This is a genomic window from Actibacterium sp., assembly GCF_055134745.1.
Window position 1 is genome coordinate 43,512 of record NZ_JBSRVX010000002.1, and the last position, 17,003, is coordinate 60,514.

Annotated in this window: 8 protein-coding genes; all 8 read right to left on the reverse strand. The window is 62.8% G+C overall.

Going from position 1 to position 17,003, the window contains the following annotated elements; all coding sequences use genetic code 11:
• Positions 1-56: 56 nt before the first annotated feature.
• Complete coding sequence (gene treY, locus ACTCHC_RS00300) at positions 57-2,561, reverse strand: malto-oligosyltrehalose synthase (RefSeq protein ID WP_463020445.1); 2,505 nt, start codon at positions 2,559-2,561, stop codon at positions 57-59.
• Positions 2,558-4,357 (reverse strand): 4-alpha-glucanotransferase, encoded by a 1,800-nt coding sequence (gene malQ / locus ACTCHC_RS00305; protein WP_463020446.1) that lies wholly within the window; start codon positions 4,355-4,357, stop codon positions 2,558-2,560. Before malQ ends, treY begins: the two co-directional genes overlap by 4 nt.
• Positions 4,354-6,120, reverse strand: coding sequence for a malto-oligosyltrehalose trehalohydrolase (gene treZ / locus ACTCHC_RS00310; protein WP_463020447.1), 1,767 nt, complete (start codon positions 6,118-6,120; stop codon positions 4,354-4,356). Before treZ ends, malQ begins: the two co-directional genes overlap by 4 nt.
• Entirely contained in the window at positions 6,120-8,201 is a 2,082-nt protein-coding gene (glgX, locus tag ACTCHC_RS00315) for a glycogen debranching protein GlgX (RefSeq protein ID WP_463020448.1), read from the reverse strand. Before glgX ends, treZ begins: the two co-directional genes overlap by 1 nt.
• Positions 8,202-8,203: 2 nt before the next feature.
• The gene (gene glgB / locus ACTCHC_RS00320; RefSeq protein WP_463020449.1) at positions 8,204-10,432 is read right to left on the reverse strand and encodes a 1,4-alpha-glucan branching protein GlgB; all 2,229 of its coding nucleotides are present in this window, start codon (positions 10,430-10,432) and stop codon (positions 8,204-8,206) included.
• Positions 10,429-13,719 (reverse strand): maltose alpha-D-glucosyltransferase, encoded by a 3,291-nt coding sequence (gene treS / locus ACTCHC_RS00325; RefSeq protein ID WP_463020450.1) that lies wholly within the window; start codon positions 13,717-13,719, stop codon positions 10,429-10,431. Before treS ends, glgB begins: the two co-directional genes overlap by 4 nt.
• Positions 13,716-15,725: an alpha-1,4-glucan--maltose-1-phosphate maltosyltransferase gene (locus ACTCHC_RS00330; protein WP_463020451.1), complete on the reverse strand. Its 2,010-nt coding sequence runs from the start codon at positions 15,723-15,725 to the stop codon at positions 13,716-13,718. The genes treS and ACTCHC_RS00330 overlap by 4 nt, the downstream gene beginning before the upstream one ends.
• Before the next feature lie 131 nt (positions 15,726-15,856).
• Positions 15,857-16,987, reverse strand: a complete 1,131-nt coding sequence (locus ACTCHC_RS00335) for a glycosyltransferase family 4 protein (RefSeq protein ID WP_463020452.1) — start codon at positions 16,985-16,987, stop codon at positions 15,857-15,859.
• Between the last annotated feature and the right edge of the window lie 16 nt (positions 16,988-17,003).

A 17,003-nucleotide genomic window follows, 5' to 3' on the forward strand; every position in this document is an offset into this window, starting at 1 on the left:
TGGCGTCATGGATACGCGGCAAGCCCAAAGTGACGGCTGTCGCGCGAGGCACATGTTCAGTGGCGCGGGCTGTGGAAAATTGCCATTTCATCGGCGCCCAGAAGGCGGTCAACCGGCACGGCGGTTCCTGTCAGCGGTTTGCCCGTCATCATCTCGACGAGCAGCGGCAAATGGGCGGGAGGGTGCAATATCGCGTTTTGTGCGCCATATGTCGGCGTTGGGGCAAGACGCAGGACGACCAGCAGGTATATGTCATGATAGCTGCGCAGAAAGGCGAACAGGTTGCTGTCCCCGCCCGAGATGGGAACGGCGGTGTAGTTGCCAAGGGCATAAAGGGCCGGATTGCTGCGCCTGTCAGCAAGAACCTTTTGAATCAATTCAATCTTTCTCTCGGGCATGGCGCGTCGGTCGGGATGGGCAATCCTTGACTGTCTGGCCAGGTTCTCGAAATCCACCGGGCGGCGGTTGTCAGGGTCGACAAGGCTGAAATCGGCGAATTCACTGCCCTGATAGATATCCGGGATACCCGGCGCGGTCAGTTTTATCAGCGTCTGCGCCAGGCTGATGTGATTGCCCAACGCGGCAATGGGCGACAATAGCACGCTGAACCCGCTGCGAAATGCTGGATTGTCCAACAGCGACATGGCGTGGTTCATTGCGGCCTGTTCATATAATTCGTCCTGTTCGGCCCAGTCCGTCTGCCGGTTCGCCTCGCGCAGGGCCTTGGTCAGATAGGCGCTGAACCGCTGCTTGAGGGCGCCAAGCGCGCCGTCGTCAAGCGCATCATCAAGGGGCCAGATCGCGCAGAGCGATTGCAGGATCAACCATTCGACATCGGCGTCGGGCGCGGGGCTGGCGGCCATCGCGGCCAGCGCATCAATGCCGCCAAGCCAGTTCTCGGGCAGATGCGACAGGGCGCAAAGGCGGGCGCGGGCATCCTCGCCCCGTTTGGTGTCATGCGTGGCCGAGGCCAGCAGGCCGAAAGGCTCCTGCCGGCCGCGGCGGGCAAGGGCGGCATGCACCTGATCGGTATGGGCGGGCGGGCTGGCCGGATCGGCCCCGACCTCGTTTCGGGCCATCATCGCGTTGTGGCGATAGAACAGGGTGTCTTCCACGGCCTTGGCCATCGCCGGGCCGGTCAACTGCTGAAACCGGCTGCGCAGTTCCGCCGCTTCGGGATCGGACAGTACGCGCAGCACCTCGGCCATTGCGCGCGGATCGGCGCTGACAGTTTCGGCGGTCTGGCGCAGCAGGGCGGCATCGGAGGCGCAGAATCCCGCCGCATCGCCATAGGTCCGATAGACCGGCAACCCCACGATCAGCGCGGTCAACGCATCGCGCAGCGTGCCCGGATGACCATCGGAATGCCGGCACAGCAGATCGGTAAGCCGGTTCAGTTCTCCTTCGAAATTGCGGGTGACTATGACGCGCTTGATCCGGGCGCGCTGTCGGTCTGCCGGGTCCGATCCGGTGCGGTTGGCATAGGCCGTCTGCAGACGCGCGGCACCGGCATTGTCGGTGAACAGGTCGGTCATCGCGGCGATGAATTCATATCCCGTCGTGCCTTCGACCGGCCAGCCGGAAGGCAATGTTTCCGCGCCTTCGGTGATCTTTTCGACGATGATCCAGACATCCGCGCCGACGGCACCGCGCAGCCGGTGCAGATAGGCGGTGGGGTCGGCCAACCCGTCGACATGATCCACCCGCAAGGCATCGACATGGCCCTGGCGCACCAGATCAAGCGTCAGCCGATGGATATCGTCAAAAACCTGCGGGTCTTCGACCCTTGTCCCCACAAGGCCGGTGACCTCGAAAAAGCGGCGATAGCTGAGATGGTGTTTGGCGGTGCGCCAGTCCGTCAGCACCCAGGGCTGCGCATCGTGCAACCGGGCGACATGATCGCGGTCCTGCGACAGTCTTGTCAGTGCCGGAGTGATTTCATCGGTCAGAAGCGGCGCGATATCCTTGTGGAAACGATCCGGCCTTGCGGGATCGGCATCCGCCGCCGCCGCGCGCAGGGCCGCAAATGCGGGATCGTCCAGCATGTCATAGCTGGGGGGGGCCAGCGGGATAGGCACGTCGCCGCAGCAAAGCACCAGACCGCGGTGTTCGGTGTCGATGGCAAGGGCAAGGGTTCCCGTCTCCTGCACGGTTGCGAAATCGGAATCCAGCATGGGCAGCGTCAGCCGCTCGGACCAGTCGATATCGAAATGCCGGGCATGAGGGGCCGCAGCGCCCCATTCCACAACCTCGCGCCACCACGGATTCTGCATCGAGGCCGACATGTGGTTGGGCACGATATCCAGCATCAGGCCAAGCCCGGCCTGTTTCAACGCCGCCGACAGGCGCAGAAAGCCCGCCTGACCGCCCAGCGCCGGGTCGATCCGGTTGTAATCGGTGATGTCATAGCCGTGGGTGGACCCCTCCGTGGCCGCGAATATCGGCGAGGCGTAAAGATGGCTGACGCCCAGGTCGGCCAGATAGGGCACGATGCCGGCGGCGCGATCAAAGGTCATGCCATTGCGGAATTGCAGCCGATAGGTGGCGATGCGGGGGATCATGGCTGGCGCGGACGCTCGTGCCGCATGGCCTGCGCCACGGCGGCGAAACACGGATCGGCGGCGATGTCTTCGATGCGCACGGGGCTGCGGTGACGCCAGTTCGGATAGGTATTAACCGTGCCCGGCAGGTTGGTCGGATCCTTCGGGCCGACCAGATCGGCCAAGCGGACACCCACCAGAAATGCAGGGCTGCGCGCCAGAAACCGATAGGCTGCCACCAGCAGCGCATCTGACAGCGGTTCGTCCAGTTGCGGCAGGTGATCCAGCACTCGTGCTGCGATCATCGCCTGGGCCAGCGCCAGCTTTTCGTGATCCCTGGCGGCAAGCTGGGCGTCGGACGCTTCGGCCCCGACCAGCGCATGGCTGCGCCGAAGCGCGATATCATCGCCTGTCCACCAACGTTCGAGGACCGGCAGATCATGGGTGGACAGGCATGCCAGGGCTTCTTTGGGATAGTCATCCGGCGGCAGAAACGCGCCATCATGCTGTTCGAAATAGAGGATCCGATAGGAAAGGATATTTGCCGCCTGCATCGCCTCGCGAAATCCGTCCGGGACAAACCCCAGATCTTCGCCCACGATCAACACGCGATGCCTGCGGCTTTCGTCGGCCCAAACGCGGATCAGATCGGCCATCGGATAGCGCAGATGCGCCCCGGCCGACGCCAACTCGCCATGAGGGATCAGAAAAAGCTGCCAAAGCGCCATCGCGTGATCAATGCGCAAGGCGCCGACATGGCGCATCTGCGCGGCGATCAGTTGGCGATAGGGGGCAAAGTCCAGCGCCCTGAGCGCAGCGGGCGAGGGCGCGGACAGCCCCCAGTTCTGCCCGTCGACCGCAAACATGTCGGGCGGTGCGCCGATCGACAGCCCCGGCATCTGAACATCGCGGCTGGACCATGCGGTTGACCCATCGGGGGCCTCGCCGACGGCAACATCAAGATAAAGACCGATGCGCATTCCCGAAGACCGGCAGGCCTGCATTGCGGCTTTCAGTTGCGCCGCCGCGATCCATTGCAGCCATTTGTGAAAGCGCAGATCGTCGCCGTGGACTTTGGCAAAGGCCGCGACTTCGGCGCCTTCGGGGTCGCGAAATGCTTCCGGCCAGGTCATCCAACCGGCTGCGTGGCCCTCGGCCACCATATGCGCGGACAGGGATTCAAACAGGGCGTGGCGATCAAGGGCAACGCCACCCTTTGCACAGAAATGGTCAAATTCCGCGGGAAGGTCCGACAGGCGCGCAAAGGTTTTGCGCAGGGCCGCCAGTTTGGCCGGCACGACCGTTTCATAATCGACAAGGTCGCCGTCATCGGGCGGCGCGATATCGGCGGGATCGAAGCCGGGCACATCGTCCAGCGCGATATAGACCGGGTTCAGGAACAGCCGGCTTGACGGCGAATAGGGGCTGCACTGCGCCGGGTTGGCGGAAAACAGCGCGTGCAGCGGGCTGACGCCCAGAAAATCCGCACCGGCGGCACCCGCAACCCGCGCAAGATCAGCCAGATCGCGGAAATCGCCGATCCCGTGATTGCGCGCCGAGCGCAGTTCGTAAAGCTGACAGAAAATCCCCCAGGCGGGCGCGTTTTCCAGCCAGTCCGGCACAAAACACAAGGCGTCGCCCGGAACGGCCATGTCCTGACGGGCGGGTTCGCCGGTGATCGGCCCCTCGGGGTCCACGCCCAGACGTTCCAGAATCTGACATAGCGTATAGTCGGGCACCTGACGGAAATCGTCGGCCAGATCGGGATAGTCGGTCGTCAGGCCATGGTGCCGGGCCAGGGCGCGAAGATCGGTCATGTCGTCTTTTCCAGATGAAAGGTGACAGGAAACGGCCCGCCAAGCGTATAGATGGCTTGACCGCCTGCCTGCGGCAGGGCGGGCGCATGGTCGGACAATGCGGCCCGCAAGGACAGGCGCGCGCCGTTGAGCGTCCAGTCGACCGCGATACCGCCATCGGCACAGGTCAGGATGGATCCGGCATTTGCGCCGGTCCCGGCAAGATGGGGCACGACATGCTTTTGGCGCAGCGCCAGAATATCCCGCATGAAGGCAATTGCCTCGGCGCCTTCGGGCATCTGCCGCCTGGACCAGTCGAGCCGCGACGCCTCGAACGTGGAAAGCGCGTTGGGATCGGGGATCATGCTGAGGTCTGTCAGGCTGGCGAAAGCGGCGAAATGCGAAAACTCTTGCCGCCGTCCGTCGCGGACAAGATCGGCCAGTTCGTCATGAAAGTCGCAGAAAAAGCAGAACGGCCGGGTTTCACCATATTCCTCGCCCATGAACAGCAGCGGGATATGCGGCGACAGCAGCAGCACCGCCATCAGGCTGCGCAGCAGATCGTGATTAGCCAGCGTAGTCAGACGCTCGCCAAAGGCGCGGTTGCCGATCTGGTCATGGTTCTGCAGAAAATCGACGAAGGCAGCGGGCGGCAGATGCGCACAGGGCTGGCCGCGGTCTTTGCCCAAACGCTGTGAATGCTGCCCCTGAAAGGCAAAACCTTCGGCCAGCGCGCGCGCCATCAGCGCCCAGTGATCGGTGGTATAATCGATGTAATAGCCGTCATCCTCGGCGGTGGCGATGACATGGGCGACGTTGTGCAGGTCATCATTCCATTCGGCGGTGTAAAGCGGCACGGCGCCATCTTCGCCGCGTTCATGCAGGGTGGTGATGTTGCGCGCATCCTCGGTTGTCAGATGGATCGGCCGGTCGGTGATCTCGGCCCGGATACGGGTGGCGATATCGGTCAGGATATCGGGATCGGCAGGATCATGGATATGGTCGATCGCATCCAGACGCAGCCCGTCCAGATGAAATTCACGCAGCCAGTAAAGCGCGTTGTCGATGAAGAACTGCCGCACCGGCGTTTTTTCATAGGCGATTGCGCCGCCCCAGGGGGTGTGGATCTCGGGGTGAAAGAAATCCGGCGCATAGCGCGGCAGATAATTCCCCTCGGGCCCGAAATGGTTATAGACCACGTCCAGCAAAACCGACATCCCGTGCCCATGCGCGGCATCGACAAGGGCCTTCATGTCATCGGGGGTGCCATAGGCGGGGTGGGGCGCGTAAAGCAGCACGCCGTCATAGCCCCAGCCGCGATCGCCCGCGAATTGCGCGACGGGCATCAGCTCTATCGCGGTTATTCCCAATTCGGCCAAATCAGGCAGGCGCGCGGCGGCGGCGGCGAAGGTGCCTTCGCTGGTGAAGGTGCCGATATGCAATTCATACAGAACCGTTTCTTCCCAGGGCCGTCCACGCCAGCCACGATGCCTCCAGCGATAACCATTCGGATCGGTCAGCCGCGAGGGCCCGTGGACATCCCCCATCTGCGCGCGCGCGGCGGGGTCGGGCACGACCGCGCCCTCTGGCAGCACAAAGGCATAGGCGCTTCCGGCGGCGGCGGGCAACTCAAGCTCGAACCATCCCGCCCCGTTGCGGCGCATGGGATGATCGGTTCCGCCCAGGCGCAGGTCCAGCCGATCCTCGCCCGGCGCCCAGATGCGAAAGCGGGCAACTCCGTCGGCGCGCAGCACGGCGCCCCATTCAGTCGTCTGGCAGCTCACTATTCCGTCTCCAACACCAGCATCGCGCGGTCACGCAGCTCGACCGCGCCGTCCTTGATGATATCCAGGCCCTTGTCGCTGAGCGTTCCTTCGGCGGTGTCGATGACACAGCGGAACGTTCCCTGTTCGGTTTGCGGCAGGGCCATATGGATGGGTTCATGCGCGGCATTCAGCAGGATCAGCACGCATTGATCCGGGCTGCACAGCATCAGGCCGATCGCGCGCGCCTCGGCGTTTTGCCAGTCTTCGGGGGTCATCTTTTCACCGTCCGGCCGGATCCAATAGGCAAATCCGGGATTGCGGGGCGCGGGGTCCGCATGCAGGAACGGCATGTCCCACAGCGCCGCCCGCTTTTTGCGAAAGGCGATCAGGGCGTGCACGAAGTCCTCGAACGCCACATCGGGCGGGTTTTCGTTTTCCCAGTCCAGCCAGTTTATGTCAGTGTCCTGGCAATAGGCGTTGTTGTTGCCCAGCAGGCTGCGCCCGCGTTCATCGCCCATCAGGATCATCGGCGTGCCCTGGCTGAGCAGCAGCGTGGCCATCAGGTTGCGCCGCTGGCGTTCGCGCAACTCGATGATGGCGGGATCATCGGTCGGGCCTTCGACCCCGCAATTCCAGGACAGGTTATGCGAATGGCCGTCGCGATTGTCCTCGCCATTGGCCTCGTTATGCTTGTCGTTATAGCTGACCAGATCCATCAGCGTGAACCCGTCATGGGCGGTGATGAAATTGACCGATGCCCAGGGCCGCCGCCCGCGCTTGTCGAAAAGCTGCGATGATCCCAGCAGCCCGTCGGCCAGCACCGGCAACTGCCCGGGATCGCCCTTCCAATAGGCGCGCGCGGTGTCGCGATAGCGGTCATTCCATTCGGCCCAGCCGGGCGGGAAATTGCCCAGTTGATAGCCGTCGTTTCCGGTATCCCAGGGTTCGGCGATCAGCTTGACCCCGGACAGAACCGGGTCCTGGCGCATGGTTTCCAGAAACACGGCATGCATGTCGAAGGCATCGCGTTCGCGGCCCAGCGTGGTGGCCAGATCGAAGCGGAACCCGTCGACATGGCATTCCTCGACCCAATACCGCAGGCTGTCCATCACCATCTGCAAAACGCGGGTATGACGCAGGTTCAGCGAATTGCCGCAGCCGGTGGTGTCATAGTAATATCGCGGATCATCGCCAAGGATATAATAGCTGGCATTGTCGATACCCCGAAAGCTGAGCGTGGGGCCAAGGTGACTGCCTTCGGCGGTGTGGTTATAGACCACATCCATGATGACCTCGATCCCCGCCTGATGCAGACGGCGGACCATCAGCTTGAACTCGTTTATGCCACCGTTCGGTGACAGATAGCGCGGGGCCGGCGCAAAGAAGCCCAGCGTGTTATAGCCCCAGAAATTCGTCAGCCCGCGCTCGACCAGATAGTGATCGTCGTAGAAGGCCTGCAACGGCATCAGCTCGATCGCCGTCACGCCCAGCTTCACCAGATGGTCGATGGTGCGCGGGTTGGCCAGCCCCTCGAACGTGCCGCGGATCGGTTCGCGCAGGCCGGAATGGCGCGCCGTCATGCCCTTTACATGCGCCTCATAGATGATGCTGCGCCCCCAGGGGGTCTGCGGCCGGATATCATCGCCCCAGGTATGGGCCGTGTCGATCACCACGCATTTGGGCATCACAAAGGCTGAATCGCGCTTGTCGAAGGAAAGGTCTTCCTTGCCATGACCGACGCGATAGCCAAACAGCGCGTCGTGCCAGCGCAGATCGCCATTCAGGGCCAGCGCATAGGGATCCAGCAGCAGCTTGTTGGGGTTGAAGCGGTGGCCCGCCTCTGGTGCATAGGGGCCGTGAACGCGATAGCCATAAAGCTGGCCGGGTCGAATGCGGGGAAAATAGCCGTGCCAGACTTCGTGGCGATATTCGGGCAATTCGATCCGGTCGATTTCGCGCCGGCCGCGCTCGTCGAACAGACAGAGTTCCACCTTGGTCGCATTCGCCGAAAACAGGGCAAAGTTTACCCCCGATCCGTCCCAATGCGCGCCCAGGGGAACATCGGAACCGGCAAGGGGAAGGTTATCGCTGTTGGGCATGGTCAGCTTTCCGGTATGAAAATGAGGGTGGCAAGCGGTGGCAGGGTCAGGGACAGCGTGAAGGGCAGCCCGTGACTTTCATCGTCCAACGCATGAACCGCGTCGCCGTTCCCGACATTCGATCCGCCATAGGCCGCCGCGTCGGTATTCAGGTATTGCGTCCATTTCCCGCCCAGCGGCACGCCCACCCGATAGGCGTCGCGCACCACCGGGGTCAGGTTGCACAGGATCAGAACCGGCGCGCCCTCGGCCCCCTTGCGCAGAAAGGCGAAGACGCTGTTTTCCGCGTCATCGGGGATGACCCATTCGAACCCGGTCGGATCGCAGTCAAGTTGATGTAGCGCCGGCAGGTCGCGATAGGCGCGGTTCAGATCGCGCACCAGGGTCTGCACGCCCGCATGGGACGCATCGTCCAGCAGATGCCAGTCCAGCGATGTATCGTGGTTCCATTCGCGTTCCTGCGCGAATTCGCAGCCCATGAACAACAGCTTCTTGCCCGGATGGGTCCACATGAACCCAAGATAGGCGCGCAGGTTCGCGAATTTTTGCCAGCGGTCGCCCGGCATCTTGTTCAGAAGCGATCCCTTGCCATGCACCACCTCGTCATGGCTGATCGGCAGCACGAAATTCTCGGTAAAGGCATAGTGCATTGAAAAGGTCATCTCGCTGTGGTGATGGCGGCGATGGATCGGGTCATGGGCGATATAATGCAGGGAATCGTGCATCCAGCCCATGTTCCACTTGAAATCGAAGCCCAGCCCACCCTGATCCACCGGGCGGCTGACGCCGGGCCAGGCGGTGCTTTCTTCGGCCAGGGTGGCGGCGCCGGGTGCCCGCGCGCCGATCAACGCATTGGTGGCGCGCAGAAAGTCGATGGCATCCAGATTTTCCCGCCCGCCATGGCGGTTCGGGATCCATTCGCCGGGCTGGCGTGAATAGTCGAGATACAGCATCGAGGCCACCGCATCCACGCGCAGCCCGTCGACGTGATAGACTTCCAGCCAGAACAGGCCGGAGGCGCGCAGGAAGTTCGCCACCTCGTTGCGCCCGAAATTATAGATCAGCGTGTTCCAGTCGCGGTGAAAGCCCAGCCGGGGATCTTCATGTTCATAAAGGGCGGTGCCGTCGAAACGGGCCAGCCCATGCTCATCCGCCGGAAAATGCGCGGGCACCCAATCGACGATCACGCCAATTCCGGCGCCGTGCAGGCGGTCGACGAAACCGGCGAAATCGGCCGGGCTGCCATGGCGCGCGGTGGGGGCGAACAAGCCGATCGGCTGATAGCCCCAGGAGCCGGTAAAGGGATGTTCGGACACCGGCATCAATTCGACATGGGTGAACCCCATCTCGCGGACATAATCGACCAGCAGATCGGCCAGCGTGGCGTAATCCAGAACCTCGCCATTCGCGCCGCGCCGCCAACTGCCCAGATGAACCTCATAGATCGACACGGGCCGGTTCAGCAGGGGCGTGGCTGCGCGTTCGGCCATCCATCCGGCATCCTGCCAGTCGTGATCCGGCAGGCCGGACACGACCGATCCGGTGGCGGGCGGCGGTTCCTGGCGGAAGGAAACCGGGTCGGCCTTCAGCGGCAGAACCTCGCCATAGGCGCCGATGATCTCGTATTTATAAAGATCCCCCGGCACTAGGCCGGGAATGAAGATCTCCCACAATCCGGCACCCAGACGGCGGCGCATGGGGTGGCGCCGCCCGTCCCAGGCGTTGAAATGGCCCACCACGCTGACCCGCCGCGCATTGGGCGCCCAGACGGCAAAGGCCACGCCCGCCACGCCGTCATGCGTCATCGGATGGGCCCCCAGCCGCCGGTACAGATCGTCATGCCGACCCTCGGCGATCAGGTATTCGTCCAGATCGCCCAGAACCGGCCCGAAGCGGTAAGGGTCTTCGCGTTCCCAGCCGTGCCCGTCGCGCGACAGGCGCAGCCGGTAAGGCGCATCGGATTTCAGCTTGGCGGGCAGACGCGCCCAGAACAGGCCAGCGGGATGGATGCGATCAAGATCGACGATGCTGCGCCCGCTCTTGTTGCGGATCGCGGATACTGTATCGGCATCGGGGGCAAAGACGGTCAGGGTCTGCGCACCATCCGGGCCGGTCTGCCGACCCAGCACCGCGAACGGGTCGCCAAGCCGCCCGGTCACGATCGCGTCAATCAGCGCCTGGGCGGGCGCGCCTTCGGGCAGGGTCTGGTCGGGATCGGGAATGCGGGTCATGACGTAGCCTTTGCACCGGCAAGCGCCAGAAGCCCGTCCAGCGGAATGTCGATCCAGTCGGGCCGGCTGGCCAGTTCATAGCCGACCTCATAGACCGCCTTCTGGATCAGGAAGAGATCCAGCAGCGCCTCGGCGAATGCAGGGTCCGACGGGCTTTGGGCGCTTTCAGTCAGGGCGCTGCGATAGGCCGCCAGGAAATCGGCGCGCACCTTGGCCAGCCATTCTTGCGCCGCCATTGTGACCAGACCGGCATCCGCCCCGGTTGCCGCCATACGCCGCAATGCCGAATGCGCCGCATAGTCGAAGGAACGCAGCATTCCGGCCACATCGCGCAGGGGCGATGCCTTGTGTCGGCGCTCGTCCATCGGGCGGCGCGGTTCGCCCTCGAAGTCGATGATGGCGACGTCATCCTGCACCACCAGAACCTGACCCAGATGGTAATCGCCGTGAATGCGCGTCTGCAGTCCCGAAGGCATCATGTCGGCGACCGTATCAATACGGGTTTCCAGAACCTGACGGCAGCGATCAAGGGCCGCGATCCGGGCGCGCGCATCGTCTGACAGCGTGCGGGCCCTGGCCAATTCGTCAAACATCGCGGCCAGTTCCGCATGCACATCCCGCACGAGGCCGCGTATATCCGCATCTTGCAAGGGCGCGGCACAAAAGGCGGGATCGTCGGTCGGGGTGGCAAGGGCGGCATGCATCTGCGCGGTCCGCCTGCCGATCACCCCCCCCATTTCAAGCGTCTGGGAATAGGGCCGATTTTCACCGGTCGGGGTCAGCGCCACATCCTGCAGATGGCGCTCCAGCGCGTCGGTCAGAACGGTCCAGGCATCGCCCTGATTGGGCAGGAACCGAAACGCAACCCCCAGCGAGGTTCGCGCGCCTGTTTCGGTTTCCAAAGCAATTTCGCCCAGAAAGGCCGGCGTGCCATCAAAGCCCGCCGTTTCGGTCAGAAAGCGTGACACTTCGATATCGGGCTGTACGCCTTCGCGCAGGCGGCGATAAAGCTTCAGGATCAGCGTATCGCCAAACAGGATCGAGGCATTGGTTTGATCGACCCCCAGCGGGCGGGGCGGGCCGGCCTGTTCCAGGATGTCCGCCGGGGCGATGCTGTCGAACACCAACGTGCCATGCCCGGTCGAAAGGCGGGTCTTGTCCGCCAGACCCGACAAAAGCGCGGTGGCCAGATCCTCGTCCACCACACCGTCGATCAGGCCGCCAACATTGGCGCCTTGCCGCAGCTTGGCGATGGTATAGCCCAGCGTGGGCGCGCCGAATGATATGTTATCCTCGCCCCAGCGCGCGGCCAGCGGCAGAAGATAGGACTGGGTTTCGTCCTGCAGGTCGACCCCCAGGATGGCCAGCGCCCCGCGCCCCTGTTCAAACTCGGCGATCGGGGTCAGCGTCACGGCGGTGATCTCGCGGTCCTTGGCGGTGAACCAGCGCTGCAACTCCAGAAAACGCGGCAAGACCTCTTGTTCCAGCTGCCGACCCTCGCGGCCGGCCAGGGCGGTGGCGATGCGCCCGTCTCGGGTGGTCAGCGTCAGGAATTCCGGCAGCACCTGCGGCGGCGGGCTATACCAGTCGGGGGCCTCGGCCTTGTCCGCCAGCCTGAACCAGAAAAAGCCATAGGCGGGCAGGGTGATCAGATAGGGCAGCGCACCCACCGGCGGAAAGGCCGAATTCCCCATCATCTCGACCGGAACCCGCCCGGCATAGTCGCTCAGGTCGATCTCGACCGCCTGCGCGCTGCGGCTGAGATTGGCCACGCAAAGCGCCGCCTGTCCGTCATGTTCGCGGATATAGGCCAGCACCTTGCGATTGGCCGGATAAAGCAGTTTCATCGCGCCGCGCCCGAAAAGGCCGGTGTTCTGGCGCACGCCAACCATGCGCCGCATCCAGTTCAGCAAGGATGAGGGATCGCTGGCCTCGGCCTCGACATTCAGCGCCTGATGGCCATAGACGGAATCCTGGATGGGCGGCAGATAGAGCCGCTGCGGATCGGCGCGCGAAAACCCGCCATTGCGGTCGGGCGACCACTGCATCGGGGTGCGCACCCCGTCGCGGTCGCCCAGATAGATATTGTCGCCCATGCCGATCTCGTCGCCGTAATACAGGATCGGCGTTCCCGGCATCGTCAGCAGCAGACTGTTGAGCAATTCGATCTTGCGACGATCGTTCTGCATCAAGGGCGCCAGCCGCCGCCGGATGCCCAGATTGATGCGCGCCTGCCGGTCCGCGGCATAGGTCTGCCACAGATAGTCACGCTCGCGGTCCGTGACCATTTCCAGCGTCAACTCGTCATGGTTGCGCAAAAAGATCGCCCATTGGCAGGTGTCGGGAATGTCGGGGGTCTGGCGGATGATGTCAGTGATCGGGTGCCGGTCTTCCTGGGCGACGGCCATGTACATCCGCGGCATCAGCGGAAAGTGGAACCCCATATGGCATTCGTCGCCCTCGCCGAAATAGGGGCGGGTATCTTCGGGCCACTGATTGGCCTCGGCCAGCAGCATCCGGTCGGGATAATGCATATCCAGTTCGGCGCGGATGGCCTTGAGCACCTGATGGGTCTCGGGCAGGTTTTCGTTATTGGTGCCGTCGCGCTCGACCAGATAGGGGATGGCGTCCAGCCGCAAGCCGTCCACCCCCATGTCCAGCCAGAAATGCATGACATCCAGAACCTCGGCCAGCACTTGCGGATTGTCGAAATTGAGGTCGGGCTGGTGGCTGTAGAACCGGTGCCAGTAATATTGCTGCGCCGCCTCGTCCCAGGCCCAGTTCGAGGTCTCGGTATCGGTAAAGATGATCCGCGTTTCGGGAAACTTGTGCGGATCGTCGGACCAGACGTAAAAATCCCGCTCGGGGCTGCCCGGCGGGGCGTTGCGCGCGCGCTGAAACCAGGGATGCTGGTCAGAGGTGTGATTGATGACAAGCTCGGTGATAACGCGCAGGCCGCGCCGATGCGCCTCGTCCACGAAGGCCTGAAAATCGGCCATTGTGCCATATTGGCGGTGGATGGCCTTGTATTCGGCGATATCATAGCCGTCGTCGCGCAGTGGCGAGGGATAGAAGGGCAGCAGCCAGATCGCGGTTGCCCCCAGGCTTTGAACATGGTCCAGCCGTTGCATCAGGCCTGTGAAATCGCCCACACCATCGCCGTCGCTGTCCTGAAACGCCTTCACATGCGCCTGATAGATGACGGCATCCTTATACCAGTCGGCGCTCTGGCGGCTGGTCTCGGCAAGGACGGGCTGAGGATGGGAAAGCGCGTCGGGTCGTATCATGGCTGATCTCCGGCAGGATGCAGGCGCCAGATCGCATAGGGCCGGTCGTCCGGGTCCAGCGTCAGTTGGTGGGTCTTGCCCTGCCAGACAAAGCGGTTGCCGTTCAGCAGATCCTCGACCGCGATACCGGCATCGTCCGGCAGGCCGAATTCCCAAAGCGGCACCTCGAAGGCAAAATCATGCGGCCCATGCGGATCCAGCAAGACGTGGAACAGCAGATAGCTGCCGGTGCCGGGGTCGAACTTGCCATAATAAAGAATGGCATCATCGAAGGCGTTGAAGAATTTCAGCGCGGCAAAACGTTGCAGCGCGGGATGGTCGGCGCGCAGGCGGTTGATCAGCCGGATATCATCCTTGATATGTCCGGCGCGGTCGAAATCCCAATCGCGGATCTCGTATTTCTCGCTGTCCAGATATTCTTCCTTGCCGGGCACGGGGGCGGCTTCGCAAATTTCGAACCCGTTATAGATGCCGTAATTTCCGCCCAGCGTCGCGGCCAGAACCAGCCGGATGCGAAAGCCCGGCCTGCCTGACGATTGCAGGAAATAGGGGTTGATATCGGGTGTGTTGACGAAGAAATTCGGCCGCATGTAGTGGCGCGCGTCGCCGGCGGTCAGTTCGGTCAGGTATTCGGTCAGCCCCGCCTTGGTATCGCGCCAGGTGAAATAGGAATAGCTCTGGTTGAAGCCCAGCTTGGCCAGCCGCTTCATCACCTTGGGTCGGGTAAAGGCCTCGGCCAGGAAGATCACGCCAGGATCGGTGCGCCGAATCTCGGCGATCAGCCATTCCCAGAACGGAAAGGGCTTGGTGTGGGGGTTGTCGACCCGAAAGATGCGCACGCCATGCCCGATCCAGAACAGCACCACCTCACGCAGCGCCAGCCACAGGCCGGGAATGGCATCGCGATAGAAATGGACATTCACGATGTCCTCGTATTTCTTGGGCGGGTTCTCGGCGAATTTTATGGTGCCGTCGGGCCGCCAGTCGAACCATTCGGGATGCTCGATGATCCAGGGATGGTCGGGCGAACACTGGATGGCGAAATCGAGCGCGATTTCCAGCCCGTGGTCATGCGCCGCCGCAACCAGCGCATCGAAATCCTCCAGAGTGCCCAGATCGGGATGCACCGCATCATGCCCCCCGTCGGTGCTGCCGATGGCATAGGGGCTGCCGGGATCATCGGGGGCAGGGGTCAGCGAATTGTTGCGCCCCTTGCGGTTGGTCCGCCCGATCGGATGGATGGGCGGAAAATAGAGAACATCAAACCCCAGATCCCGCACATAGGGCAGCCGGTCGATGACGGTCCTGAAAGTTCCATGTTCCGTCCCCGCACCGGTAGAGCGCGGGAATAGTTCATACCAGGCCGAAAACCCCGCGCGGGGACGGTCGACGAAAACCGGAATGTCACGTTCGTATCGCGTCAGGTGAGTGCGCGGACCGGCGCGGTGCATCAGGTCCAGCGTTTCACCGGCCATCAGCAGGTCGAGCGTTCCGGCGCTATCGGTTGTTTCGATCTTGCCCAGCAGGTCGCGCAGGGCGATCCGGTCCTGCGGGGCGGGGGCGGGCCTGGCGGCCAGCGCCGCGCGCAGCAGGTCCACGCCTTCGCGCGCCTCAAGGCTGACGGTCTGGCCCGCGGCGATCTTCTTGCCTGTATCCATGTGCCAGCTTGCGAACAGATCGCGCCAGCCGATGATGGTGAACGCGTAACTGGCGTTGTCGGGGAAGGTTATCGTGGCACGCCAGCGGTCATTGCCGAGGGCTGCCATCTGCTGTTCATGCAGGGCGCGATCTTCCGACGCCCACCACAGCACGGCGGCGCGGATGACATCATGGCCATCGCAAAAGACATCTGCCTCAATCGGGAATGGTTCGCCGCATTGGGCCTTGGCCACAAATCGCCCGCCGTCAATATCGGGCATGATCCCTTCGATGGCCAAGCGAAACCGGGCCGCATGCTTGATGGCATCTGCACCGGTTCTTGTGCGCGATCTGCCTGGCGACCTCATCGGATGGCTTCTTTCTGAAAGTCAAATTCTGCAAAAGGAAACACTGTTGCCGCCATTCTGGTTGCCAAGCGTTGTGAAGGGTAACTTGAAGGCAGAAGGATTTGTTCCTGCCAGCTTCCCGCCGGGCACATCTAGATTGCGGCGGGATAATGCGCAGTTCTGTGGAACATGTTCCTGTAATGCCCCAGCATCTGGTCAAGTTGCAGATCAGGCGTCAGTATTTGCGCCCGTCTCCAGGCGGCGGCGGCCAGATCGGCGCGCAACTCTGCGCGGCGGGACAGCCGGTTTACACAATCCGCCAGACTTGCGGGATCTGTGGGGTCAAAGAAAAGCGCGGCGTCGTCCCAAAGTTCACGGTAGATCGGAATATCCGCCAAGGCGAGCGCGGTTCGCGTGTGCGCCGCTTCCAGAACCGCCAGCCCGAAGGGTTCGTATAACGAGGGAGAGACGAAAATCCCGGCCCGTTCGATCAGCGCCAGCGTTTGGGCATGGGGCAGCTCGCCCAGGTGTTTTGCATGTTCAATCGCAAGCGTATCGCCGCGCGGCGACTGATTTGAACCGACCATGATCAGCGGCCATTTCAGCTTTGGTGCGGCTGCGTTCAGAAGCTGCCCGTTCTTGCCCTTGTCCCACCAGCGCCCCACTGCCAGCATGAATGGCTCTGGCGCAACCGTTCGCAGCACGGCGCGTGAAGCGTTATAGACGATGTGCAGATCATGCAGCGGGCCATAACAGGTTTCCAATGCGCTTGCATGGCTTTGCGATGGCACGATCGTCAGATCCGCACGGGCAAACCCCTGCTGGTTGATGCGCGCCTGCCAATCCCATATCCGGGGGATACCGCGATGTTCCACAGCGGCAAACCATGTCACGACACAGGAATGCGAAACAACCAGAACGGGCAGATCGGTCTGAAGGCCGTTCGCCTGTGACGGAAGGTTCAGGTGCAGAAGGTTGACCTTGTGAAGATTGGCGGTGGTTGTGATGAACTCTGCCACCGGATCCAGCAGGGCCGGGTCATCGACCATCCAGTCGAGCGGCAGATTGCTCCAGACCACAACGCCAAGCGCCTCGGCCTCGCGCCGCTGTGTCATTGTCGGCCGGGGACCGAACCCGACAAAAACAACTTCGATGCCGGATTTCTTCAATCCGACTGCCAGATCCATGGCATACCGCCAGACCCCGCCCACCGCATCGATTGTCATGAGGATACGCTGGACATTCCCGTAAGCGCCGACGGGATGAATGTCATGATGATTCATGATCTCTCCTCCTGTC

Coding starts and splice junctions, on each gene's coding strand:
- treS (WP_463020450.1), bottom strand. CDS start 13,719: ATGATACGACCCGACGCGCTTTCCCATCCTCAGCCCGTCCTTGCCGAG.
- treY (WP_463020445.1), bottom strand. CDS start 2,561: ATGATCCCCCGCATCGCCACCTATCGGCTGCAATTCCGCAATGGCATG.
- ACTCHC_RS00335 (WP_463020452.1), bottom strand. CDS start 16,987: ATGAATCATCATGACATTCATCCCGTCGGCGCTTACGGGAATGTCCAG.
- glgX (WP_463020448.1), bottom strand. CDS start 8,201: ATGCCCAACAGCGATAACCTTCCCCTTGCCGGTTCCGATGTTCCCCTG.
- glgB (WP_463020449.1), bottom strand. CDS start 10,432: ATGACCCGCATTCCCGATCCCGACCAGACCCTGCCCGAAGGCGCGCCC.
- malQ (WP_463020446.1), bottom strand. CDS start 4,357: ATGACCGATCTTCGCGCCCTGGCCCGGCACCATGGCCTGACGACCGAC.
- ACTCHC_RS00330 (WP_463020451.1), bottom strand. CDS start 15,725: ATGAGGTCGCCAGGCAGATCGCGCACAAGAACCGGTGCAGATGCCATC.